The organism is Mesorhizobium onobrychidis, assembly GCF_024707545.1.
Classification (GTDB): Bacteria; Pseudomonadota; Alphaproteobacteria; order Rhizobiales; family Rhizobiaceae; genus Mesorhizobium; species Mesorhizobium onobrychidis.
In genome coordinates, this window is sequence record NZ_CP062229.1 from 5,298,620 (window position 1) to 5,319,627 (window position 21,008).

Consider the following 21,008-nt stretch of genomic DNA (forward strand, 5'->3'; position numbering starts at 1 on the left):
GGGGAGATCGGCTGTCCGTTTGCTTTCGCCAATCTCCAACACTGTGAAAAAGGCGCGGCCAGTGAAACTGCCGATCTCCCCCCTCGAGGGGGGAGATGTCCGGCAGGACAGAGGGGGGCGCTGTCCCACCGACATCTCGAAAATGACGCTTCGATTTGACCACCCCCGCCGTCGCCTGTAGCAGTCTCGACGATCCGGCAACGGCTAGGAATCGAGTCCAAATGTCGAGCGGTTTTTCCGACTTCTTCTACGCTTCGCCGGACGGGCTGCAACTTCACGCCCGTATCTACGGCGAAGCGAATTCCGGCCACTGGCCGGTCGTCTGCCTGCCTGGCTTGACACGGAACTGCCGCGATTTTCATGAGCTGGCGCTGCACCTGTCGCGACGGGCGGCAAGTCCGCGAAAAATCGTCGCCTTCGATTACCGCGGGCGCGGGCAATCCGCCTACGACCCCGATGTCGGCCACTACAATGTCGGCGTCGAAGCCGGTGATATCCTCGCCGGGCTGGCGGAGCTTGATATCGAGGAGGCAGGTTTCATCGGCACGTCACGTGGCGGACTGATCATCCATGTGCTCGGCGCGATGCGCCCGGCCGTCCTGAGGGCTGTCGTACTCAACGATATCGGCCCGGTGGTCGAGGCCGGCGGCTTCGCCCATATCCGCTCCTATCTCGAGCGCACGCCGAAGCCGAAAACCCATGCCGAGGCGGTCGACGCCCAGCGCGGCGCGCATGGCAGCGACTTTCCTGCTCTGACCGAGGCGGATTGGGAGCGGATGGTATCGGCCCTCTACCGAGAGACGGATGAAGGCCTGGTGCCGGATTTCGACCCGAAGCTGGTCGACACGCTGGCGGGACTCGATCTCACCCAGAAGCTGCCTGATCTGTGGCCGCAGTTCGAGGCGCTGACGGCGATCCCGTTGCTCGCCATCCGCGGCGCCAATTCGAAGCTGCTGTCCACTGAGACGCTCGAACAGATGCGGACGCGTCACCCTTGTGTCGAGACGATCACGGCCGAGGGCCAGGGTCATGCGCCTTTCCTCGAGACCGGCGGCCTGCCCGGCGCGATCGCCGCTTTTCTGGACACGGCTGAGCAATGCTTCGGCTCAAAGTGAATTTTTTGCGAGGGATGCGGACATTCACCACAGACGTTTGTTGGCGAAAGCGTGCCCCGAACCGGATTTAAGATAACGCTCGAATGAAGTCGCGTTAGCCTGGTTCGAGAAGGCGACATAGGTCACGATCCGCCATGGCATGAATTTGGAAGTATGGCTGGATTTTCCGGCGTTGTGCTCGACAATCCGTCGTTTCAGGTCGGAAGTTACGCCGATATAGCGCTCACCTTCGGCAGCCTTGCTTTCAATCAGATATACGTACCACACGAAATCGCCCCCTTCCCTACTTCGCGGCTAGCAGGACTATGCCGGTGGGTATCCTGCTTCGCGAGAGGAAGACTGCCAACCGTGTTTTGCAGAGTTTCAAGGTACTTTGCAGCCCTCCTTCGCCAAGGCTTCGGAGGGCATCCTGCTTCGCGCGGAGAGGGATTTGCTGGACTTGTCCTGCGAAGCGCGAAGCGCGAAGCAGGATGGCGGAGAGGATGGGATTCGAACCCACGAGAAGCTTTTGACCTCTACTCCCTTAGCAGGGGAGCGCCTTCGACCACTCGGCCACCTCTCCGTTGCGCCGGTGGATAAAGAAAAGCGCCGGCACAATCAACAAGCCTGACCCATTATCGTTGAAAAAACCGGCTTCTGCCGAAACCGCGCTTTTGCCATGCGGCGATTCTGCGGCAATGCCTTGGCTGGCGACTCACGACATCGTCGCAATTCCGGGAGGGGGCAATTGCCGGAATCGGCCGGATTGCAAGGCTCGCCCAAGGGTTTCCGACAGCTCAATGGTTAATGGGAGCTTTCCGAGTGAGGCCAAATCGTGTCATTTGTGCAACAACGCAGGGGGATAGCACCCGCACAGACCTTTCGCCGATGCGATGGTGGTTGAACGCCGCCGCCTCATGGGTAATGTCGAATTCGAAGGAGCGGCGCGGTGCGCATCTTTTTCGGTAGTGGGGATGGGGCAGGGAACGCTGTCCTTCAGCAAAGAATACCCAGACCCGTTTTTTAACTTTTGACTGGAGGTCAGAAAATGAACATCAAGAGCCTTCTTCTTGGCTCCGCTGCGGCACTGGTCGCAGTTTCCGGTGCGCGCGCCGCCGACGCCGTCGTCGTTGCCGAGCCGGAACCAGCTGAATTCGTCCGCATCTGCGACGTCTACGGCGCTGGCTACTTCTACATCCCCGGCACCGAGACCTGCCTGCGCATCGGCGGCTATGTCCGCTACGACATCGGCGTCGGCGACGTCGGCTCGTTCGACGGTGCTGAGAACTTCGACGCCGAAGACGGCGACATTCAGGACACGTACTACAAGCAGGCCCGCTTTAACTTCAAGACCTGGACCGGCCAGGAAACCGAGCTCGGCACCTTGAAGACCTACACCGAGACCCGTTTCAACTTCGGCAACCGGAACCGACACGTCAGCAGAACAGTCATCCCCGGTGTCGACCCGGACGGCGACGGTCCGCTGCTCCCGGTAGATACCATAGAATATGTCTTTAACCCTGCCGAAAACAAAGGCATTTCGCTGAACTTCGCCTGGATTCAGCTCGGTGGCCTGCGCGTCGGTAAAGACGAATCGGCCTTCGATACGTTCATCGGTTATGCCGGCAACGTCATCCAGGATACGCTGGTTCCCTACGGCGGTTTCGACACCAACGTCGTCCAGTACTATTTCGACGCCGGCAACGGCTTCTCGGCCGTGGTCTCGCTCGAACAAGGTTATGGCCCCTTCACGATCGACAGCTATGTTCCGCATGTCGTCGGCGGCCTGAAGTGGACGCAGGGCTGGGGCGCCATCACCGGCGTCCTTGCTTACGACGCCAACTACGAAGAAGTGGCCGGCAAGGTTCGCCTCGACGTCACGCCGATGGAGAACCTGTCGCTGTTCATCATGGCCGGCTACGGCACGGACGACAACTACACGGACGACAACTTTGCATTCCCCACCGCCGGCGGTCGCGGCATGTACAAGCTGTGGGCCGGCAACTGGGCGGTCTGGGGCGGTGGCACCTACACCTTCAACGAGAAGACCTCGTTCAACACCCAGATCTCGTATGACGAAGGCGAAAACCTCGGCATCGCCGCCAACATTGCCTATGACATCGTTCCCGGCATGACGATCACGGCCGAAGTCGACTACCTGCACGCCGGCGAGTTCGGCGAGGACGACTTCTCCAACTGGACCGCTGCGGACGACGAAGACAGCCTCGGCGGCATGCTCCGCTTCCAGCGCTCGTTCTAACAGACTTTGTCTGACTGAACTCCAACCCGGCGGGCAACCGCCGGGTTTTTTCGTATCGGCGTGGCTGTCAAGGGCGGAATGTATGGCGCCGCCGATACCGGCCATGGTCGTTCTTTGATCGGTCTGCAGCTGCTAGATTGGCGGTCAATTGCCAATCTCAAACGCCGGCGGTTGGCCATCATGCCTTCGTCATCCCCGGGGGCGGAATGACGCGAAGCGGAGCGGAGACCCTGGGATCCATGCCGTTACATCAGCCGAAGAATGCAGCGGCTCGGATTGAGGGCAGTAGCGATCCTTCGCGCCCCCCTCTGTCCTGCCGGACATCTCCCCCACAAGGAGGGAGATCGGCAGCTTCGCTGACAGCGCCTGTTCATCAACGTTGGAGATTAGCGAAAGCCGCAATGACGGCCAATCTCCCCCCTCGTGGCAGGGCTGTCCGGGGAAAGTTTTGAGTGAATCGAAATGCCACATGTGCATGCCCCGTAAAACGGGTTTTGTCCGTCTTCTCTCTGGTTGTCGAGACTCAGAAAAGGAACGGGGCATGCGCTTTGCACCTAGCATCTTCGGGCAGCTTCTTGAACCCATCGATCGGCGTCAATTCCAAGCAATTGTGGATCGCCACGACGGGGATGCGTACGACAAATCGTTCAGAAGCTGGGATCATCTGGTGGCGCTGATCTATGCCCAGTTCTGCGGCAGCAGCGGCTTGCGTGGCCTGGAAGCCGGCTGGAACGCCAACAGCCAGCATCATTATCACCTGGGCAGCGGTCCCTTGATGCGTTCGACCTTGTCGGACGCCAACAGACGGCGTCCGGTCGCCATCTTTGCCGAGGCGTTCGGTCTGGTGGCGGGTCTGCTTGACCGGCAGACGCGGCGCGAGGGCACAGAAATGCTGCGGCTGATCGACTCGACCCCCATTCCGCTCGGCAAACTGTGCGATTGGGCCAAGTCGAACGGGCGCATCCGCGGCATGAAGGTGCATGTCGTCTATGACCCGAAGGCCGACTGTCCGCGCGTCCTCGACATCACCGACGCCAACGTCAACGACGCCCAGGTCGGCCGCCAGATCACGATCGAAGCTGGAGCGACCTACGTGTTCGACAAGGGCTACTGCCATTATGGCTGGTGGACGGCGATCGCCGAAGCCGGATCGATCTTCGTGACGCGGCCCAAGGCCAACATGGGGCTGGCGCTGGTGTGCGATCGCCCTATAGCCGAGCCGCAGGGCGACGGCTTCCTGGTTGTGGAAGACAGTGAGGTAAGCCTGGTCAGCAAGGGCGTTTGCAAGCTGCCGATGCGCCTGCGTCGCCTGCGCGTTCAGCGCGAAGAGGGCGACACCATCACGCTTTTGACCAACGATCTGGAGCGCTCCGCCATCGAGATTGGACGGCTCTACAAAGGCCGCTGGCAAATCGAGCTTCTGTTCCGATGGATCAAGCAGCACCTCAAGATCCGCAAGTTCCTCGGCAACAACGGCAATGCCATTCGCCTGCAACTCTTTGCCGCAATGATCGCCTATGCGCTGCTGCGCATTGTCGCGCGCACCCGCCGCGTCCCTATTCCAATCTTGAGGTTCACAGAACTGGTCGCTCAATACTTGTTCGGGCGGCGGAAAATGCACACCATCCACAAGCCGCCACCGGTCAATCAAAGCCGACCAAAAGACCGAGCCTCTCCCAATCAGATGGCCTTCATATATGAATAACTTTCCCCGGACAGCCCTGCCCTCGTGGGGGAGATGTCCGGCAGGACAGAGGGGGGCGCTGTCCCTCCAGCGTCTTGAAAGATTCTGCACCGCAGCAGCGCTTGGAAGGAACAGGATAAGCCGTTCGCTCCGCCCTGCGAAGGCGTGGTGGCCTGCGGCCAATCGCAGATGTTGGGCATTTGGCGGCTGAAGATCAGCCTATGCTCTTGCGACCCTCGCGGTCCACACAATGCGGACCGCCAACCTCGAGTCAAATCTCTGCGAGATCGCCAAGCGACTGTATCAGCGGCTGAATTTCGTTTTCATAGTTCTTCCAGCGCTTGACCGACGATCTGTAGATCGGTTGACGAACCTGCCAGCGGCTGGGCGTGTTGACCGAACCATCCCGATCGAAAAAGCGCAGGCAGGCGTCATCCCAGGGCAGCCCGAGATAATCTATCAGGCGGCGTGACTGGGCTTCCTGGTCGTCGACCAACGTCTCGTAACGATTTTCGAAGATAAGGCCTGGAAAGACCTCGTTCCAGTGCCGCATCAGGCGGTCATACTCGCGATAGTACAGGCCTAGTGTTTTCAGGTCGGTGTTGTAGCTGTGTGCCTCGCTGAAGTTGAGGACGAAGCAGGAGACGCAATTGTCGATGGCGTCACGGCGGCAATGAATGATGCGCGCGTTGGGGAAGAGAAGCCCGATAAGACCGACCAGTTCAAAATTGTGCGGCGTCTTATCCACGACGCGAAGTGCGGCAGGCGCCCGCTCCCGCAAGTAGGACAGATGCTCTTCGGCCAAGGTTCTGGACAGGACTTCTGTGATCGAGGTGATTGGCTGGTGCAAATCTCCAGCCGATGATGTCCTGAGACCGATCGCATTCGCAACCCGCCTCAGTTTGCTAAGCTCCCCTGCACCATGAACGTCCGGATGACTGGCGCAGATCTGCTCCGTGAGCGTCGTCCCCGAGCGTGGCATGCCAACCACGAACACAGGCGCTTCGGAAGGATTTCCATAGCCGGCGCGGGCAGCCAAAAAGTCCGGCGTGAAGGTTTCAATCATCGAATCGATCCACCGACGATACAGATCGATATCGAACTGGTGGCCGGAGGCCTGTTTCGCCTTGTTGAAATGGTCGAATGCCTCATCATAGCGCTTGAGGTCGTTCAGCACCTTGCCGGCAGCGTGATGGAGTTGCTGCGCGCCTTCCGCACCAAGTTTCGGATTACCGAGTTCACGAAGAATGGACTGGAGCTCCTCGGGCTCCTCGGTGAACTTTCGCGTCTGTACAAGGTCGTTGTAGGCAGCCGGCACCCCAATACGGCGATCGATCGCTTCTTTCAGATAGACGGCGGCTTCATCCATACGCCCCAGGCCGCTGAGCGCGCTGGCCAGCCCGGCTCGCACCTTGGGATGATCGCGGTTGATTTTCAGCGCCTTCTCGTAAAGCGGCAAAGCCATGTCGGGTTTGTCAAACGCCATGTAAGTGCGCCCCAATGCACAAAGTGCTTCGATAAGGCCCGGCTGCAGTTCCAGGGCATACTGCATATGCCTGATTGCTGGCGCATACTCGCTGACCTTCACATAGGCCTCGCCCAGGCTGAGGTGGTAGTAAGGGTTTTTAGGCTCCTCGCCGACCGCCCGTGCGAAATATCGCAAGGCCCTCTCATCATCGTAACCAAGGTATAAGGTCCCCAGGATGTACAAGGCGAGCGGATGGTTCGGCGTGCGCGCCAGAACGCGGAGGCACAGGTCCTGAGCCTCATCAAGCCGCTTGGCCTGCTGAAAGGCATATGCCTGTTTCAGCAGCGCGTCGTCGGCCTGCGCACGCGACTGGGCGTTTCCTTTCTGCGGGCTCGCTAACGGCTTCGCTATCGGCACCTTCGCTTTCGGCGCGGGTCCGGGCTTGATGTGCTTTGACCAAGCAGGTGGGAGTCGATTGTTCATGAACATCTCGCTAGCAAAAAGAGATATCTCGCTAGCAAAAAGAGCGGGGGGAATCCAGCATGATGGTCGCAGCCAAGGCGGGAGCTTGCGCGGCCAACTGTGCCGCGCTAGCAAGAAGGCCCTTTTCGAACGAGCTTTTGCCATGCGCCAGCGCCCTTCCCTCACGCCAATCGTCAGTGCGCTTCCCTCGACGGTGCCGTTTGTCGGCCCGGAGGCGCAGGAACGTGACCGGGGCCGCGCGTTTCGCGCCCGCATCGGCGCCAATGAGAGCAGCTTTGGTCCCTCGCCGCGCGTCGTCGCCCGTATGGCCGAGATTGCCAGCGATATGTGGATGTATTGCGACCCAGACAATCACGATTTGAAGGTGACTGTTGCCGCGCATCTTGGCGTCGGCGCCGAGAACGTGGTGGTCGGCGAAGGCATAGACGGGTTGCTCAGCCTGGTGGCGCGCATGTATGTGGCGCCGGGCAACGCGGTTGTCACCTCGCTCGGCGCCTATCCGACTTTCAATTTCCATATTGCCGGCGTCGGCGGCCGGCTGGTCGCGGTTCCCTACGAGAACGACCGGGAAAGCCTGGACGGCCTATTGGCTGCGGTCGCCAGGGAGACGGCGCCGCTGGTCTATCTGTCCAACCCGGACAATCCAATGGGCAGCTGGTGGGAAGCGGCCGAGCTCATCCGCTTCATCGAAGCCCTGCCGGAAACCACCATGCTGGTGCTCGACGAGGCCTATGGCGAGCTAGGCCCGGCCTCGGCGCTGCCGCCGATCGATGTCGCGCGGCCGAACGTCATCCGCATGCGCACCTTCTCGAAGGCCTACGGGCTGGCCGGCATACGCTGCGGCTACGCGGTGGCCGATGCCCAGGTGATCCGCGATTTCGAGAAGATCCGCAACCATTACGGCGTCAGCCGCATGGCGCAGATCGCCGGCGTCGAGGCGCTTGCCGATCAGGATTATCTCCAAAGCGTGGTGACGCGGGTTGCTTCCGGCCGCCGGCGCATCGCTGAAATAGCCGAGGCGAACGGGCTGAAGCCGCTGCCGTCTGCAACCAACTTCGTCACCATAGATTGCGGCGGCGACGGCGCCTTCGCGCTGAACGTGCTGCAGGCGCTTTTGTCGCGCGATGTGTTCATCCGCAAGCCGATGGTGCCGGTGCTCGACCGCTGCATCAGGGTCAGCGTTGGCCTCGACCACGAACTCGACATTTTTGCCGAGGAATTGCCCGGTGCGTTGGCGGCGGCGCGGGGGAACTGAAGGCGCTCTTCCTTCTCCCCTTGTGGGAGAAGGTGGATCGGCGCGTAGCGCCGAGACGGTTGAGGGGTGTTGGACGGAGTGCCGGCGGTGCCAAGCTGGAACACCCCTCATCCGACCTCGCTTCGCGAGGCCACCTTCTCCCACAAGGGGAGAAGGAAGAGCCGCGCGGCTCGCGCCGTCTCGCCTGCCGGAACGTTCGATCCACATCTCTTGAATTAATTGAACGTTCGTTTTATTGTTGCCTCTCGATGAGGTGACCATGGCGCGCACGACCGGTTCCGACGGAGAAAAGACCGAAGCTGCGGTCCGCGAGGCGGCGGTCAGCCTGATCGCGCGTCTTGGCTACGAGGCAATGTCGATGCGCCAACTGGCCGCCGAGGTCGGCGTGCAGGCGGCGGCGCTCTACCGCTATTTTCCGACCAAAGAAGACCTCTTGTTCACGCTGATGCGCGAGCACATGGAAGGGCTGATTGAGGCATGGAATACGGCGCGCCCCGTCGTGGCCGATCCGGCGACGCGGCTCGCCGCCTATGTCGAAAACCACATCGCCTTCCACATCGAACGCCGCCATTCCACCCATGTCTCGAACATGGAATTGCGCAGCCTGTCGCATGATAGCCTGACGCAGATCCTGCGCATGCGCACGACCTATGAAAAGGAGCTGCGCGCCATTCTGCGCGATGGCGCAGAAGCCGGCGTCTTCGACATCGAAGACACGGGGCTGACTGCCATGGCGCTGATCCAGATGGTGACCGGCGTCATCGTCTGGTTCCGGCCGGGCGAACGGCTATCGATCTCGGAGGTAACCGCCACATATCTTTCAATGACGATGCGCCTGGTTGGAGCAAAGGTCCACGGCGCGACAACGACCTACAGCGCCGGGCGAGCAAAGGACGCTGTAGCACTTTGATTTTGCGCATGACCCACCGCGAAAATCGAATTCGATTTCGCGGTCGTGCGCCGGGAGGAACGGCATGTACACGCACACACTTAACTTCGGGCTTGACGAAGACATCGAGGCGCTGCGCGACCTGGTGCGCCGCTTCGCCCAGGACAAGATCGCGCCGATCGCCGCCGACATCGACCGGTCGAACGAATTTCCGGCGCATCTGTGGGCCGAGCTCGGTGGGCTCGGCCTGCTCGGCATCACCGCCGATCCGGGTTTCGGCGGCACCGGCATGGGCTATCTCGCTCATGTTGTCGCGATGGAAGAGGTTTCCCGCGCCTCGGCCTCAGTCGGCCTCTCCTACGGCGCCCATTCCAACCTCTGCGTCAACCAGATCAATCGCTGGGCGACGCCGGCGCAGAAGGAGAAATATCTGCCTGCGCTGTGCAGCGGCGAAAAGGTCGGCGCGCTGGCAATGTCGGAATCAGGCGCCGGCTCCGACGTCGTATCGCTCAAACTTCGCGCCGAAAAGCGCAACGACCGCTACGTGCTCAACGGCACCAAGATGTGGATCACCAACGGCCCGGACGCCGCGACGCTGGTCGTCTATGCCAAGACCGATCCGGCGCTCCATTCGCGCGGCATCACCGCCTTCATCGTCGAAAGGGATTTTGCCGGGTTTTCCGTCGCGCAGAAGCTCGACAAGCTCGGCATGCGCGGCTCCAACACCGGCGAACTTGTGTTCGAGAACGTCGAGGTGCCGTTCGACAATGTGCTGCATGAGGAAGGGCGCGGCGTCGAAGTGCTGATGTCGGGCCTCGACTACGAGCGCACCGTGCTCGCCGGCGGCCCGATCGGGCTGATGGCGGCGTGCCTCGATGTGGCAATACCTTATGTGCACGAACGCAAGCAGTTCGGCCAGCCGATCGGCGAGTTCCAGCTGGTGCAGGGCAAGCTCGCCGACATGTATACGACGATGAATGCCGCACGCGCCTATGTCTATGCCGTCGCCGCCGCCTGCGACCGCGGCCAGACGAGCCGCAAGGACGCCGCCGCTTGCGTGCTGTTCTCCGCCGAGAAGGCGACGCAGATGGCGCTCGACGCCATCCAGCTGCTGGGCGGCAATGGCTACATCAACGACTATCCGACCGGCCGACTTTTGCGCGACGCCAAGCTCTATGAGATAGGCGCCGGCACCAGCGAAATCCGTCGCTGGCTGATCGGGCGCGAAATCATGGCGGAGGGGGCCTAATGGCGCTATCTCCTGAATTTGCCATGCGTGAGAACTTGTGCCATATTTTCCAGAATATGCCATATTTCTGGAACGAGGCAGACCATGGGAACGGAAAAGGCTAGGTTAGACGAGAATCCGCAAACGCACTTCGACGCAGGAGCTCAAAAAACTCCGCTCCGGGTGCCAGCGAAACGCGAGCGCGTCAGACTTGGCGAGGGCGGGCGTTTCGTCATTCCGGCTGCGATGCGCGAGGAGATGGGCGTGAAGCCTGGTGAAGACTTGATCCTCCATGTCGAGAACGGCGAGTTGCGGGTAAGGTCGTGGCTTCGAAATCTCAGGCGCGTCCAGGCCGAATTGTCAGCGTTGAAAAAGCCTGAGGAAAGTGTCGTCGACGAATTTCTGAAGGAGCGGCGGGAAGATCAGCGCCGAAGCGACAAGCGTTTGGACCGGCTTCATGCCGAAGGAACGGCGAGGAAGGGAGCGAAGTGAAACCCTACGTCATGGACAGCTCGGCGGCGCTTGCGATCCTGCTCAACGAGAAAGGCACCGATATTGCCTTGGGTTTCGCGCCGAATGCGCAATGCAGCTCCGTCAATGCAGCGGAAGTGATCGCCAAGCTGATCGACAGGGGACGCAGCATGGAAGCGGCCGCTGACGACCTCGCAAGCCTAGGCATGCCGGTCGCTGTTTTCGACGAAATGATGGGCATCGCCGCCGGTCAGCTTCGCGAGCTGACGCGGCATCGCGGCTTGTCGCTGGGCGATCGGGCCTGCCTGGCGCTGGCAATTCGCGAGAACGCCATTGCCGTTACCGCCGACCGTGACTGGGGCGACCTGGATATCGGCTGCAAGATCGAACTGATCCGGTAACGCCATGGCCACCCTCACTTCGCAGATCTCGCCCGCCTCCGACACCTTCCGCGCCAATGCCGCGCGCATGCGGGCGCTGGTCGCCGACATTGCGGAAAAGGCGGCAACCGTCGAGCGTGGCGGCTCGGAGGAAGCGCGTGAGCGCCACCAGAGCCGCGGCAAGCTTTTGCCGCGCGAGCGCCTTGCCCAATTGCTCGACACCGGCTCGCCGTTCCTCGAGATCGGCCAGTTCGCCGCGTGGTCGATGTATGGCGAAGACATCTCATCGGCCGGCATCATCGCCGGCATCGGCCGCGTCGAAGGCACCGAAGTGATGGTCGTCGTCAACGACGCCACGGTGAAGGGCGGCACCTATTATCCGCTGACCGTCAAGAAGCATCTGCGCGCCCAGGAAATCGCGCTGCAGAACAAACTGCCTTGCGTCTATCTTGTCGACAGCGGCGGCGCCAATCTGCCCAACCAGGACGAGGTGTTTCCTGACCGCGACCATTTCGGCCGCATCTTCTACAACCAGGCCAACATGTCGGCTTCGGGCATACCACAGATCGCCTGCGTCATGGGCTCGTGCACGGCGGGCGGCGCCTATGTGCCGGCGATGTCGGACGAGACGATCATGGTGCGCAACCAGGCGACTATCTTCCTTGGCGGCCCGCCGCTGGTGAAGGCCGCGACCGGCGAGGATGTCAGCGCGGAGGAACTGGGCGGCGCCGATGTGCACACGCGGCTTTCCGGCGTTGCCGACCACTATGCGCTGGACGACGAGCATGCGCTGGCGATCGCGCGCCGCATCGTCAAGAACCTGAATCGAAAGAAGGAGATCTGGCTGGCACTTCGCGATCCGATTGCGCCGCTTCATGCAGCCGATGAGCTCTACGGCATCGTGCCGACCGATCTGCGCCAACCCTATGACGTGCGTGAAGTGATCGCGCGCATCGTCGACGGCTCCGACTTCGACGAGTTCAAGCAGAATTACGGCACCACGCTGGTCACCGGCTTTGCCCATCTCAACGGCATGCCAGTCGGCATCATCGCCAACAACGGCGTGCTGTTCTCCGAAAGCGCGCTCAAGGGCGCGCATTTCATCGAGTTGTGCTGCCAGCGCAAGATCCCGCTGATCTTCCTGCAAAACATCACCGGCTTCATGGTGGGGCGAAAATACGAGGCCGGCGGCATCGCCAAGGACGGCGCCAAGCTGGTGATGGCCGTCGCCACGGCCCGGGTGCCGAAGGTAACCATCATCATCGGCGGCTCGTTCGGCGCCGGCAATTACGGCATGTGCGGACGCGCCTATTCGCCACGCTTCCTATGGATGTGGCCGAATGCCCGCATTTCGGTGATGGGCGGCGAGCAGGCGGCCACCGTGCTGGCCGTCGTCAAGCGCGAGGGGATCGAGCGCAAGGGCGGGGAATGGAGCGCGGAGGAGGAGGCAAAATTCAAGAAGCCGATCCTGATGAAATACGAGCATGAAGGCCACCCGCTCTATTCCTCCGCTCGGCTCTGGGACGACGGCATCATCGACCCGGCCAGGACGCGCGAGGTGCTGGCGCTCAGCCTTTCAGCCGCGCTGAACGGCGAGATCGAGGAGACACGGTTCGGCGTGTTCAGGATGTGAGATGAGCGAGATTGCCCCCAGGATTGACGTTCATGTCGGCGACATCACAAAGCTGGCGGTCGATGCCATCGTCAATGCCGCCAACACCTCGCTCTTGGGCGGCGGTGGCGTCGACGGCGCCATTCACCGGGCGGCCGGCCCCGAGCTTCTGGCCGAATGCCGAACACTCAATGGCTGCAAGGTCGGCGACGCAAAACTCACCAAAGGTTACAAGCTGCCGGCACACTACATCATCCACACGGTCGGTCCGGTCTGGCAAGGCGGCGGCAAAGGTGAAGCCCAACTGCTCGCCTCCTGCTATCGCCGGTCGCTCGAACTCGCCGTCGCCAAGGATTGCCGGACCGTGGCATTCCCGGCGATCTCGACCGGTGTATACCGGTATCCAAAGGACCAGGCGACGCAGGTCGCTGTTGATACCGTGAGCGCCTTCATCAGCCAGAACGCGGTTCCGGAAACCGTCGTCTTCTGCTGCTTCGACCAGCAAACGGCGGAACTATACCAGCAGGCGTTGCTGCGCCTGGCGGGAGCGTGACCTGTCCCGATGAGAAATCCCATCCACACCCTTCAGACTCATTTTCAAACATCGAACTGGCCAGACGGAAAAATTGCGGCTATTGCTGATTTGCAATTTCCATGGGGATGGGGCGAAGATGAGACTGCGACTTTCTCAGAAAACTACTGTATCGATACTTGCAGGGCTTCTTATATTAGCTGCTCCAGGCAGCAGCACTGCGGAATCACTGGCGGGCAACAAAGGCGACATCCGTTTCTACCCGAATTTGGCTGGAAACCCGAAGGATCCGTGTACCAAGACGTACAACGCCTATGTGGCGGCCAGCGGCCATTCAGCCTATGCAACGACCTTTTATTCGCGCGTCGTCGACATCTACATCATTTGCGGCGCGCGGCTGAACGCACCGTCGCAACAGGCGGCGGAAGATTTGGCGCTGCGGAACTGTCAGTCAGGCTTGAAAAAGTGGAAAGTCAGGCTTGCGAGCGGCGGCTGTCAGATCGCGCTTTCCAAATAGTCAGTCGCCTGGCTGACTGGCACCGCCCGCGGAAAATCCGGGAGGTCCCATGTTCGCCAAAATCCTGATCGCCAACCGCGGCGAGATCGCTTGCCGGGTGATCCGCACGGCACGCAAGCTGGGCGTACGTAGCGTTGCCGTCTATTCCGACGCCGACACCGGGGCTTTGCATGTCGAGATGGCCGACGAAGCGGTGCATATCGGCGCCTCGCCTGTCGGCGAAAGCTATCTGCGCGGCGACAAGATTGTCGCGGCGGCTTTGGCCACCGGCGCTGAAGCCATCCATCCGGGCTATGGTTTTCTGTCGGAAAACCCTGATTTCGTTGACCAGGTGACGGCGGCGGGGCTCGTCTTCATCGGCCCGTCGGCCGCCTCGATCCGCGCCATGGGGCTGAAGGACGCGGCCAAGCGGCTGATGGAGAAGGCCGGCGTGCCTGTCGTGCCGGGCTATCACGGCGAGGCGCAGGAGATCGTGCTGCTCGCCTCCAAGGCACGCGAGATCGGCTATCCCGTCCTGATCAAGGCGCGTGCCGGCGGCGGCGGCAAGGGCATGCGGCGCGTCGAACATCCCGACGACTTTTCCGAGGCGCTGTCGGGTGCACGGCGCGAGGCCAAGGCCGCTTTCGGCGACGACCGCGTGCTGGTCGAGAAATATGTAGAGAAGCCGCGCCACATCGAGGTTCAGGTATTCGGCGATATCTTCGGCAACGTCGTGCATCTCTACGAGCGCGACTGCTCGGCACAGCGCCGCCATCAGAAGGTGATCGAGGAAGCCCCCGCCCCCGGCATGACGCCGGCATTGCGCAAGGCGATGACGGAGGCGGCGGTGAAGGCCGCCAAGGCAATCAACTATTCCGGCGCCGGCACGATCGAGTTCATCGTCGATGCCTCGCAAGGGCTGAAGGCCGACCGCTTCTGGTTCATGGAAATGAACACCCGCCTGCAGGTCGAGCACCCAGTCACCGAAATGGTCACCGGCATCGACCTGGTCGAGTGGCAGTTGCGGGCGGCGTCCGGCGAAAAGCTGCCGAAGACGCAGAGCGAGATCACGCTCTCCGGTCACGCCTTCGAGGCGCGCATCTATGCCGAGGACGCGGCAAGGGGTTTTTTGCCGGCGACGGGCACGCTGCATCACCTGAAATTTCCGGATACCGCGCCCGAGGGCGCCAGCATGCGGATCGAGACCGGCGTGCGGGCCGGCGATGCCATCTCGCCGTTCTACGATCCAATGATCGCCAAGCTGATCGTCCACGGCAAGGGCAGGCAGGCGGCGCTCGAAGCGCTAGGCATAACCCTTTCGCAGACCGAGATCGCCGGCTCGACCGTCAACACCGCCTTTCTCGCTGCTCTTGCCGCTGACGCGGATTTTTCGGCAGGCGATGTCGATACCGGCCTGATCGGCAGGCATCAGCAAGCGCTCACCGCGGTGCCGCCGCCGAGCAGCGAGATCATCGCCGCAGCCGCGCTCGCGGCATCCGGCGCCGGGGCTCAGGCGCCGAGTGGCGATCCATGGTCGTCGCTCGTCGGCTATGCGCATTTCCACGCGATCGCGCGGCGCACGCGGCTGCGTTACGGCGAGGATGATATCCTCGCGCTTGTGTCGGTGCGGCCGGACAAGCGCTTCCAAGTGGCACTGGACGCACCTTATGACAGCGCGCTTGATCTTCGCGCTCCCCCTCGCCTCGCCCGCTGGCCCGGCCACGTCACTGTCTTTTCGGGCGCCGTCGGCTACAGCTTCGCGGTGCCGGACCCGTTGGCAAGGGCCGACGAAATCGCCGCCGGTTCTGACAGCCTGCGCGCTCCCATGCCGGGCCTGGTCAAGCTGGTGCGCGCGGCAAAAGGTGAGGCCGTCATCAAGGGCCAGCCGCTGTTGATCCTGGAAGCGATGAAGATGGAACACACGATTTCCGCCACTCATGACGGGACGATCGCCGAGATCGCAGCGGAAGGCGCACAAGTCACCGACGGGACCGTGCTGGTGCGTTTTGCCGAGGAAGTACACGGCTGACGCTGTTCCTTAATCCACGAGGCGATGTAGGGGCACCCGCCACAGACGCACGCCCAAAATGAAAATGGCCGAGTCTGCCCCGGCCATCTCCGATAGTCACTAGGCGCTAAAGCGCGTCTCATACGACGCGCTTTAGTTCTTGTTTTTATGCATGTCGTTATCGCAAAACCGCTGCGCACTTTTGCGCGACATGCATTAGCCATCACGGCTGGATCGGCGCGTATTTGCCGTCGTGCCACTGGTTGATGTCGTAGCTGACGTTCTTGAGGTCGCCCTTTTCATCGAAAGTGACAGGGCCGACGACGGTGCTGATCGGCTCGCCGTTCTTCAACGCTTCGGCAACCTTGGCCGCGTCGTCGCTGCCGGCGCGCTTGATACCCTCGGCAAAGGCCTGGATCACGGCATAGGAGAACAGCGTAAAGCCCTCGGGCACGAAGCCGCCCGCCTTGATCTTTTCGATGGCTTCCTTGGCTTCGGGCTTCGCCTGCGGATCCGACGGGAAGACGAACATGGTGCCTTCGCCGGCCGGGCCGGCAACCTGCCAGAATTCCGGCGTGGCAATCGAGTCCGGCATGATCAGCTGGAACTTGAGGTTCTGTTCCGCCGACTGGCGCAGGATGAGGCCGGCCTCGGGGTGGTAGCCGCCGAAATAGACCACATCAGCCTTCAGTTCCTTGAGCTTGGTGACAAGCGCCGAGTAGTCCTTTTCGCCGGCGTTAATGCCCTCGTAGAGGATCTCGTTGAGGCCGTTCTGGTTCATCGTCGCTTTGACGGCATCGGCCACGCCCTGCCCATAGGCGCTCTTGTCATGCATGATGACGACCTTCTTGCCGGCATATTTCTTGGCGATCCATGGACCGATGAAGGCGCCCTGCGCATCGTCGCGCGTATAAAGGCGCATGATCGTCGACCAGCCGGCTTTCGCCGCCGCGTCGGTCAGCTCTGGGTTCGACGAAGCCGGACTCATCATCAGCGCACCGGCTTCAGCATAAACGGCCGAGGCCGGGATGCTCGAGCCCGAGCAGGCATGGCCATCGATGAACTTGACCCCGTTGGCGACGATGCGGTTGGCGACCGAAACCGCCTGCTTCGGATCGCACTGGTCATCCTGGACGTCGAGCTTGATCTGGCGGCCGTCGACGCCGCCGGCCGCGTTGATCGCGTCGGCGGCGGCTTGTGCGCCCTGCTTGAACTGGTCGCCGATGGTGGCAAGCTGGCCGGTCATCGGTCCGACCACCGAAAAGGTGATGTCTTCGGCGAAGGCAATCGGCGCGCTCATCACCAGGCCCACTATGGCCGCGCTCAAAATACCCAACTTTTTCATGGTGATACAACTCCTCCACTCTCGCGCGGCCGTCCCGGCCGCGCCTCTTCCAGAGTGGCCGGGAGAATCTCACCCTTCGCCAAGCCTGTCTAGGCGCATTGGCGGCACTCGATTGGGCCTGCAACCTGAGGCCTGAACGCAAAAGCCACGCCGGCCTTGTTCCGGCCGGTCGCGGCTTTTGTCGATCGAACGATCCCAAGCGCCCCCGCGTCCGAACCGCTCGCCTTCCCCGTCCGTCGCGCAGCTTGGCTGTATCCGGCCTGCCGCGTTCTTGTCATTGTTGGTGCGACCGTCTTGCGCGGCCTTGTTCTTGCCGGTCCTGCCGTCTTGCGCGGCCTTGACCTGAAGCGTCCCTGTCGATGATCTCGGTGCCTGATGAGTTCAGGGCCAACTTAGTGCATCGTCATCCATTCGCGGGCTTCGCGCAGCGCCCTGGCGATCTCGACCTTCGACATGGCGGCCGACAATTCCGAGCGCAGTTCCGCGGCGCGGACCGAGCCCTTGATCGCAGCGATGTTGAACCATTTGTGGGCGGCGACGACATCGGTCTCGCAATCGCGGCCGGTCGCATACATCATGCCCAATTCGAAAAGGATGTCGGCCTGGGCAGTTGCCCCCATGGCGCCGAAGCCGGCTTCAGGCATTTCAAAACGTGCCATTTCAATCCCCTGTTCTAGCCCCTGTCAGGCTCCCGAGAGCTGCCTCGTTCTGTCCCTTGGTGTCTGTTGATAACCCTTGGGGCGGCCGCTCTTTCGATGCTTTCGAGAATGAACCGGAGGCTTGAATCCGCGGTTAAGTGGCGTGCTTAATTTGAGGAAAACAAAGCTAAAACAAGAGGTAAACGCGAGAATTCGTTAAGGATGCAAAGCCAGCAATTGCGCCGGTTTGCACTAAATTTGACGAAAATTTGCGAGGCGAAGATCAAGACTCCGCTAACCACGGGAGACAAAGACGGAGTCGCGAACGTTTCATTTCTCGCCGACGAGACCCGCTTCGGGCGGCCAGAAAATCCTGAAGTCTTCCGCGGCGGCACCGCTTTTGTTTTGCCGGGAGGTGAATTAGCTTACGTTTGCGTAAAAGGCAGACCGGCGGGGCGGAACACCCGGCCGGATGCCCACAGGGGAGGAGAAACATGTTTCGCAAAATCAGCATGGCCCTTGCGGCCACCTTGATCATGGCCGGCGCGGCTTGGGCCGATCCGATCGAAGGCAACTGGAAAACGCAAGCCGGTTCGACTGCCGCCATTGCGGGCGGCGGCGGTGCATTTTCCATCACGCTCAAATCAGGCAAATTTGCCGGCAAGCGGATCGGTTCGTTCAAGGTGTCCGGCGCCAACAAATATTCGGGCACCATAACCGACCCGGAAACCGACAAGACCTATTCGGGCAAGGCCTCGGTCTCGGGCGCTTCGCTCAAGATGAGCGGCTGCGTGCTCGGCGGGCTGATCTGCAGGAGCCAGACCTGGCACAAGCTCTGATCGTTTCCGCTGCCACAAATTGAAAACGGGGCCGCGAAGGCCCCTTTTTTGTTTGCGCCGTCTGTTTGGGACAACGGATCAATCGTGCGGGCCGCGCCTTCAGCGCCCTAACAGCAATTTTACCCGGCCCTTGTCGGCAGCAAGATTGGGTGCCGGTAGCAAGACTGCGGCGGCGCTGGTGGCCGGCGCGGCGCGGTGGCGGCGGGCACTCGACCCTCCGTCGATAAACTTGAACCGCAGATGAACGCCGGCATCAGAACCGGTTCAGTTGCATCAGGGCATTCTCATGCGTGTTGAAGGAGACACCACGCAATGTTCGCCCGCCGCTTCACCATCGTCTGCCTGCTGATGAGCCTGTTCGGCATGTCGTTCGCCATCCTCGTTGCCGAGGCCGGCCGCCCAGCCCGCTCCTGGGATCAGGCCAATTCCTGCCGGTTCGGTTGCCCGAGCCACCTTCGCCATTGACGCCGACAGAAACCCTTAGAGAGAAGCAACACACCATGAACCGCATCGTCGCCAACGCCCTCAAGACCCTTCGGCTTGTGCCGCGGGCGACGCTCATCCTGATGGTTCTTGCAGCGCCGGTTCTGGCCGTGCCCTCGATGCGCGCCGATGCCGGCTCGACGATCGAAGCGCCGGCGTTGAAGAAGACCGGCGTCGGCTTTGTGCTGTTGGTCAGCCTGCGGCGCGGCTAGGCGCAATCGGCCTTCATCGAAACTATCCAAAACAAAAAACGAGCCTTTGGCCCCTCCCAACCGCATGGCCAAGCCTCTATATTGGGTCATGGAAAAGCGAATCTATCCCCAAGCCATAGACTCAGTCGTGATGCCGGAGCCGTTTGGTCGGCAAAGCTTCAATGATGCCGGAAAGGCCGTCGCGGCCTTGCAGGTCCTCTACGACCGCAACACCAAATTCCTGCGCGATTCATTTACGGCGCTCGCCGCAGGCGGCGACAACAACAAGCGCTACCGGGCCTTCTATCCCGAGGTCGGCGTCACCACGACTTCGTTCACCCAGATCGACTCGCGGCAGGCTTACGGCCACATGCCGACACCTGGGCATTTCTCGACCACCATCACCCAACCTGCCCTTTTCGAACGCTATCTTACCGAACAGCTTGGTCTGATCATGCGCAATCACGGCGTTCCGGTCACGGTTTCGGAATCGACGACGCCAATCCCGCTGCATTTCGCCTTCCTGGAAGGCTCCCATGTCGACGGCGCGGCAGCCGAGCGCATTAGGCGGCCGATCCGTGACCTGTTCGACGTGCCGGACCTCGACGGCACCGACGACCAGATCGCCAACGGCACGTTCGAAGTGGCGTTAGGCGAGGCCAGGCCGCTGGCGGCGTTCACGGCGCAACGCATCGACTACTCGCTGCACCGGATGTCGCACTACACGGCGACCAGTCCGCAGCATTTCCAGAATTTCGTGCTGTTCACCAATTACCAGTTCTACATCGACGAATTCGTCGCCCGTGCGCACAAGCTGATGGCGAATGGCGGCGGCGGATATGTCGAATTCGTCGAGCCGGGAAACGTCGTCACCAAGGCTGGACAAAGCGCGTCTGGCGATGGCGCGGCGCCGCCGCGCTTGCCGCAGATGCCGGCCTATCATCTGAAGAAGCCGAACCATGGCGGCATCACGATGGTCAACATCGGCGTCGGCCCCTCGAATGCCAAGACGATCACCGACCACATCGCGGTGCTCAGGCCGCATGCCTGGGTGATGCTCGGCCATTGCGCCGGGCTGCGTAACACCCAGGCGCTGGGCGACTATGTGCTGGCGCATGCCTATGTGCGCGAGGATCATGTTCTGGACGACGATCTTCCGGTCTGGGTGCCGATCCCGCCGCTGGCCGAAATCCAGGTGGCGCTGCAAGAGGCGGTCGCCGAAGTCACCGGCCTTTCCGGCTACGACCTCAAGCGTATCATGCGCACCGGCACCGTCGCCACCATCGACAACCGCAACTGGGAGTTGCGCGACCAGCGAGGGCCGGTGCAGCGGCTGTCGCAGTCACGGGCGATTGCGCTCGACATGGAATCGGCGACGATCGCGGCCAATGGCTTCCGTTTCCGCGTGCCCTACGGCACGCTGCTTTGTGTCTCGGACAAGCCCCTGCATGGCGAATTGAAGCTGCGCGGCATGGCGACCGAGTTCTACAAGCGCCAGGTGGCACAGCATTTGACCATCGGCATCAGGGCGATGGAAAAGCTGGCCGAGATGCCGATGGAACGGTTGCATTCGCGCAAGCTCAGAAGCTTTTCGGAGACGGCGTTCCAGTAGCACCGATCGGCCTGCATCGACCGGACCTTGGTAACAGCGG

The 21,008-nt window shown here is 61.6% G+C and carries 20 protein-coding genes and 1 tRNA gene; 16 read left to right on the top strand and 5 right to left on the bottom strand.

Annotation, left to right across the window (positions count from 1 at the left end):
- The first annotated feature begins 221 nt into the window (after nucleotides 1–221).
- The gene (locus IHQ72_RS26440) at nucleotides 222–1,115 is read left to right on the top strand and encodes an alpha/beta fold hydrolase (RefSeq protein WP_258118261.1); all 894 of its coding nucleotides are present in this window, start codon (nucleotides 222–224) and stop codon (nucleotides 1,113–1,115) included.
- A gap of 24 nt (nucleotides 1,116–1,139) precedes the next feature.
- On the opposite strand, the gene IHQ72_RS26445 is transcribed toward IHQ72_RS26440, so the two are convergent.
- Both IHQ72_RS26445 and IHQ72_RS26450 read right to left on the bottom strand, forming a co-directional pair.
- Nucleotides 1,140–1,382, bottom strand: a complete 243-nt coding sequence (locus IHQ72_RS26445) for a GIY-YIG nuclease family protein (RefSeq protein ID WP_258118262.1) — start codon at nucleotides 1,380–1,382, stop codon at nucleotides 1,140–1,142.
- 204 nt (nucleotides 1,383–1,586) lie between these two features.
- Nucleotides 1,587–1,677, bottom strand: a tRNA-Ser gene (locus IHQ72_RS26450).
- Nucleotides 1,678–2,142: 465 nt separating this feature from the next.
- Between IHQ72_RS26450 and IHQ72_RS26455 the strand changes: the two genes are divergently transcribed.
- Complete coding sequence (locus IHQ72_RS26455) at nucleotides 2,143–3,354, top strand: porin (RefSeq protein ID WP_258118263.1); 1,212 nt, start codon at nucleotides 2,143–2,145, stop codon at nucleotides 3,352–3,354.
- A gap of 541 nt (nucleotides 3,355–3,895) precedes the next feature.
- The gene (locus tag IHQ72_RS26460; protein WP_258117380.1) at nucleotides 3,896–5,059 is read left to right on the top strand and encodes an IS4 family transposase; all 1,164 of its coding nucleotides are present in this window, start codon (nucleotides 3,896–3,898) and stop codon (nucleotides 5,057–5,059) included.
- A 250-nt stretch (nucleotides 5,060–5,309) separates the two neighbouring features.
- Here IHQ72_RS26460 and IHQ72_RS26465 read toward each other — a convergent pair whose 3' ends face one another.
- Complete coding sequence (locus IHQ72_RS26465; protein ID WP_258118264.1) at nucleotides 5,310–6,989, bottom strand: tetratricopeptide repeat-containing sulfotransferase family protein; 1,680 nt, start codon at nucleotides 6,987–6,989, stop codon at nucleotides 5,310–5,312.
- A gap of 142 nt (nucleotides 6,990–7,131) precedes the next feature.
- On the opposite strand from IHQ72_RS26465, the gene IHQ72_RS26470 reads away from it, so the two are divergent.
- The 9 genes from IHQ72_RS26470 to IHQ72_RS26510 all read left to right on the top strand — a co-directional run bounded on the left by IHQ72_RS26470 (nucleotide 7,132) and on the right by IHQ72_RS26510 (nucleotide 15,881).
- Nucleotides 7,132–8,244, top strand: coding sequence for a pyridoxal phosphate-dependent aminotransferase (locus tag IHQ72_RS26470; RefSeq protein WP_258118265.1), 1,113 nt, complete (start codon nucleotides 7,132–7,134; stop codon nucleotides 8,242–8,244).
- A 259-nt stretch (nucleotides 8,245–8,503) separates the two neighbouring features.
- Nucleotides 8,504–9,154: a TetR/AcrR family transcriptional regulator gene (locus IHQ72_RS26475; protein WP_258118266.1), complete on the top strand. Its 651-nt coding sequence runs from the start codon at nucleotides 8,504–8,506 to the stop codon at nucleotides 9,152–9,154.
- Nucleotides 9,155–9,218: 64 nt separating this feature from the next.
- Nucleotides 9,219–10,382 (top strand): isovaleryl-CoA dehydrogenase, encoded by a 1,164-nt coding sequence (locus IHQ72_RS26480; protein ID WP_258118267.1) that lies wholly within the window; start codon nucleotides 9,219–9,221, stop codon nucleotides 10,380–10,382.
- Nucleotides 10,383–10,544: 162 nt separating this feature from the next.
- Complete coding sequence (locus IHQ72_RS26485) at nucleotides 10,545–10,853, top strand: AbrB/MazE/SpoVT family DNA-binding domain-containing protein (RefSeq protein ID WP_258118269.1); 309 nt, start codon at nucleotides 10,545–10,547, stop codon at nucleotides 10,851–10,853.
- Nucleotides 10,850–11,233, top strand: coding sequence for a type II toxin-antitoxin system VapC family toxin (locus IHQ72_RS26490; protein ID WP_258118271.1), 384 nt, complete (start codon nucleotides 10,850–10,852; stop codon nucleotides 11,231–11,233). Before IHQ72_RS26485 ends, IHQ72_RS26490 begins: the two co-directional genes overlap by 4 nt.
- Nucleotides 11,234–11,237: 4 nt before the next feature.
- Nucleotides 11,238–12,845 carry a carboxyl transferase domain-containing protein gene (locus tag IHQ72_RS26495; RefSeq protein WP_258118272.1) on the top strand — a complete coding sequence of 536 codons (1,608 nt, stop codon included), beginning with the start codon at nucleotides 11,238–11,240 and terminating at the stop codon, nucleotides 12,843–12,845.
- 1 nt (nucleotide 12,846) lies between these two features.
- Nucleotides 12,847–13,377, top strand: a complete 531-nt coding sequence (locus IHQ72_RS26500) for an O-acetyl-ADP-ribose deacetylase (RefSeq protein ID WP_258118274.1) — start codon at nucleotides 12,847–12,849, stop codon at nucleotides 13,375–13,377.
- Between the two features lie 118 nt (nucleotides 13,378–13,495).
- A complete protein-coding gene (locus IHQ72_RS26505) occupies nucleotides 13,496–13,873 on the top strand; it encodes a hypothetical protein (protein ID WP_258118275.1) in 378 nt (125 codons plus the stop codon).
- A gap of 49 nt (nucleotides 13,874–13,922) precedes the next feature.
- The gene (locus IHQ72_RS26510; protein WP_258118276.1) at nucleotides 13,923–15,881 is read left to right on the top strand and encodes an acetyl/propionyl/methylcrotonyl-CoA carboxylase subunit alpha; all 1,959 of its coding nucleotides are present in this window, start codon (nucleotides 13,923–13,925) and stop codon (nucleotides 15,879–15,881) included.
- Between the two features lie 202 nt (nucleotides 15,882–16,083).
- Here IHQ72_RS26510 and IHQ72_RS26515 read toward each other — a convergent pair whose 3' ends face one another.
- Both IHQ72_RS26515 and IHQ72_RS26520 read right to left on the bottom strand, forming a co-directional pair.
- Nucleotides 16,084–17,205: an ABC transporter substrate-binding protein gene (locus tag IHQ72_RS26515; RefSeq protein ID WP_258118277.1), complete on the bottom strand. Its 1,122-nt coding sequence runs from the start codon at nucleotides 17,203–17,205 to the stop codon at nucleotides 16,084–16,086.
- A 392-nt stretch (nucleotides 17,206–17,597) separates the two neighbouring features.
- Nucleotides 17,598–17,864, bottom strand: coding sequence for an SEL1-like repeat protein (locus IHQ72_RS26520; RefSeq protein WP_027152750.1), 267 nt, complete (start codon nucleotides 17,862–17,864; stop codon nucleotides 17,598–17,600).
- Between the two features lie 473 nt (nucleotides 17,865–18,337).
- On the opposite strand from IHQ72_RS26520, the gene IHQ72_RS26525 reads away from it, so the two are divergent.
- The 4 genes from IHQ72_RS26525 to IHQ72_RS26540 all read left to right on the top strand — a co-directional run bounded on the left by IHQ72_RS26525 (nucleotide 18,338) and on the right by IHQ72_RS26540 (nucleotide 20,968).
- Nucleotides 18,338–18,682, top strand: a complete 345-nt coding sequence (locus IHQ72_RS26525) for a DUF2147 domain-containing protein (RefSeq protein WP_192356776.1) — start codon at nucleotides 18,338–18,340, stop codon at nucleotides 18,680–18,682.
- Nucleotides 18,683–18,994: 312 nt separating this feature from the next.
- Nucleotides 18,995–19,147: a hypothetical protein gene (locus tag IHQ72_RS26530; RefSeq protein ID WP_165848692.1), complete on the top strand. Its 153-nt coding sequence runs from the start codon at nucleotides 18,995–18,997 to the stop codon at nucleotides 19,145–19,147.
- A 35-nt stretch (nucleotides 19,148–19,182) separates the two neighbouring features.
- Nucleotides 19,183–19,377 (top strand): hypothetical protein, encoded by a 195-nt coding sequence (locus IHQ72_RS26535; protein WP_123149911.1) that lies wholly within the window; start codon nucleotides 19,183–19,185, stop codon nucleotides 19,375–19,377.
- A gap of 130 nt (nucleotides 19,378–19,507) precedes the next feature.
- Entirely contained in the window at nucleotides 19,508–20,968 is a 1,461-nt protein-coding gene (locus IHQ72_RS26540) for an AMP nucleosidase (RefSeq protein WP_258123936.1), read from the top strand.
- Nucleotides 20,969–21,008: the final 40 nt, after the last annotated feature.

What these genes read in the sequence shown, in the direction of transcription:
- IHQ72_RS26440 (WP_258118261.1), top strand. Translation starts at nt 222, where the DNA reads ATGTCGAGCGGTTTTTCCGACTTCTTCTACGCTTCGCCGGACGGGCTG.
- IHQ72_RS26455 (WP_258118263.1), top strand. Translation starts at nt 2,143, where the DNA reads ATGAACATCAAGAGCCTTCTTCTTGGCTCCGCTGCGGCACTGGTCGCA.
- IHQ72_RS26460 (WP_258117380.1), top strand. Translation starts at nt 3,896, where the DNA reads ATGCGCTTTGCACCTAGCATCTTCGGGCAGCTTCTTGAACCCATCGAT.
- IHQ72_RS26465 (WP_258118264.1), bottom strand. Translation starts at nt 6,989, where the DNA reads ATGAACAATCGACTCCCACCTGCTTGGTCAAAGCACATCAAGCCCGGA.
- IHQ72_RS26470 (WP_258118265.1), top strand. Translation starts at nt 7,132, where the DNA reads ATGCGCCAGCGCCCTTCCCTCACGCCAATCGTCAGTGCGCTTCCCTCG.
- IHQ72_RS26475 (WP_258118266.1), top strand. Translation starts at nt 8,504, where the DNA reads ATGGCGCGCACGACCGGTTCCGACGGAGAAAAGACCGAAGCTGCGGTC.
- IHQ72_RS26480 (WP_258118267.1), top strand. Translation starts at nt 9,219, where the DNA reads ATGTACACGCACACACTTAACTTCGGGCTTGACGAAGACATCGAGGCG.
- IHQ72_RS26495 (WP_258118272.1), top strand. Translation starts at nt 11,238, where the DNA reads ATGGCCACCCTCACTTCGCAGATCTCGCCCGCCTCCGACACCTTCCGC.
- IHQ72_RS26500 (WP_258118274.1), top strand. Translation starts at nt 12,847, where the DNA reads ATGAGCGAGATTGCCCCCAGGATTGACGTTCATGTCGGCGACATCACA.
- IHQ72_RS26505 (WP_258118275.1), top strand. Translation starts at nt 13,496, where the DNA reads ATGAGACTGCGACTTTCTCAGAAAACTACTGTATCGATACTTGCAGGG.
- IHQ72_RS26510 (WP_258118276.1), top strand. Translation starts at nt 13,923, where the DNA reads ATGTTCGCCAAAATCCTGATCGCCAACCGCGGCGAGATCGCTTGCCGG.
- IHQ72_RS26515 (WP_258118277.1), bottom strand. Translation starts at nt 17,205, where the DNA reads ATGAAAAAGTTGGGTATTTTGAGCGCGGCCATAGTGGGCCTGGTGATG.
- IHQ72_RS26520 (WP_027152750.1), bottom strand. Translation starts at nt 17,864, where the DNA reads ATGGCACGTTTTGAAATGCCTGAAGCCGGCTTCGGCGCCATGGGGGCA.
- IHQ72_RS26525 (WP_192356776.1), top strand. Translation starts at nt 18,338, where the DNA reads ATGTTTCGCAAAATCAGCATGGCCCTTGCGGCCACCTTGATCATGGCC.
- IHQ72_RS26530 (WP_165848692.1), top strand. Translation starts at nt 18,995, where the DNA reads ATGTTCGCCCGCCGCTTCACCATCGTCTGCCTGCTGATGAGCCTGTTC.
- IHQ72_RS26535 (WP_123149911.1), top strand. Translation starts at nt 19,183, where the DNA reads ATGAACCGCATCGTCGCCAACGCCCTCAAGACCCTTCGGCTTGTGCCG.
- IHQ72_RS26540 (WP_258123936.1), top strand. Translation starts at nt 19,508, where the DNA reads ATGCCGGAGCCGTTTGGTCGGCAAAGCTTCAATGATGCCGGAAAGGCC.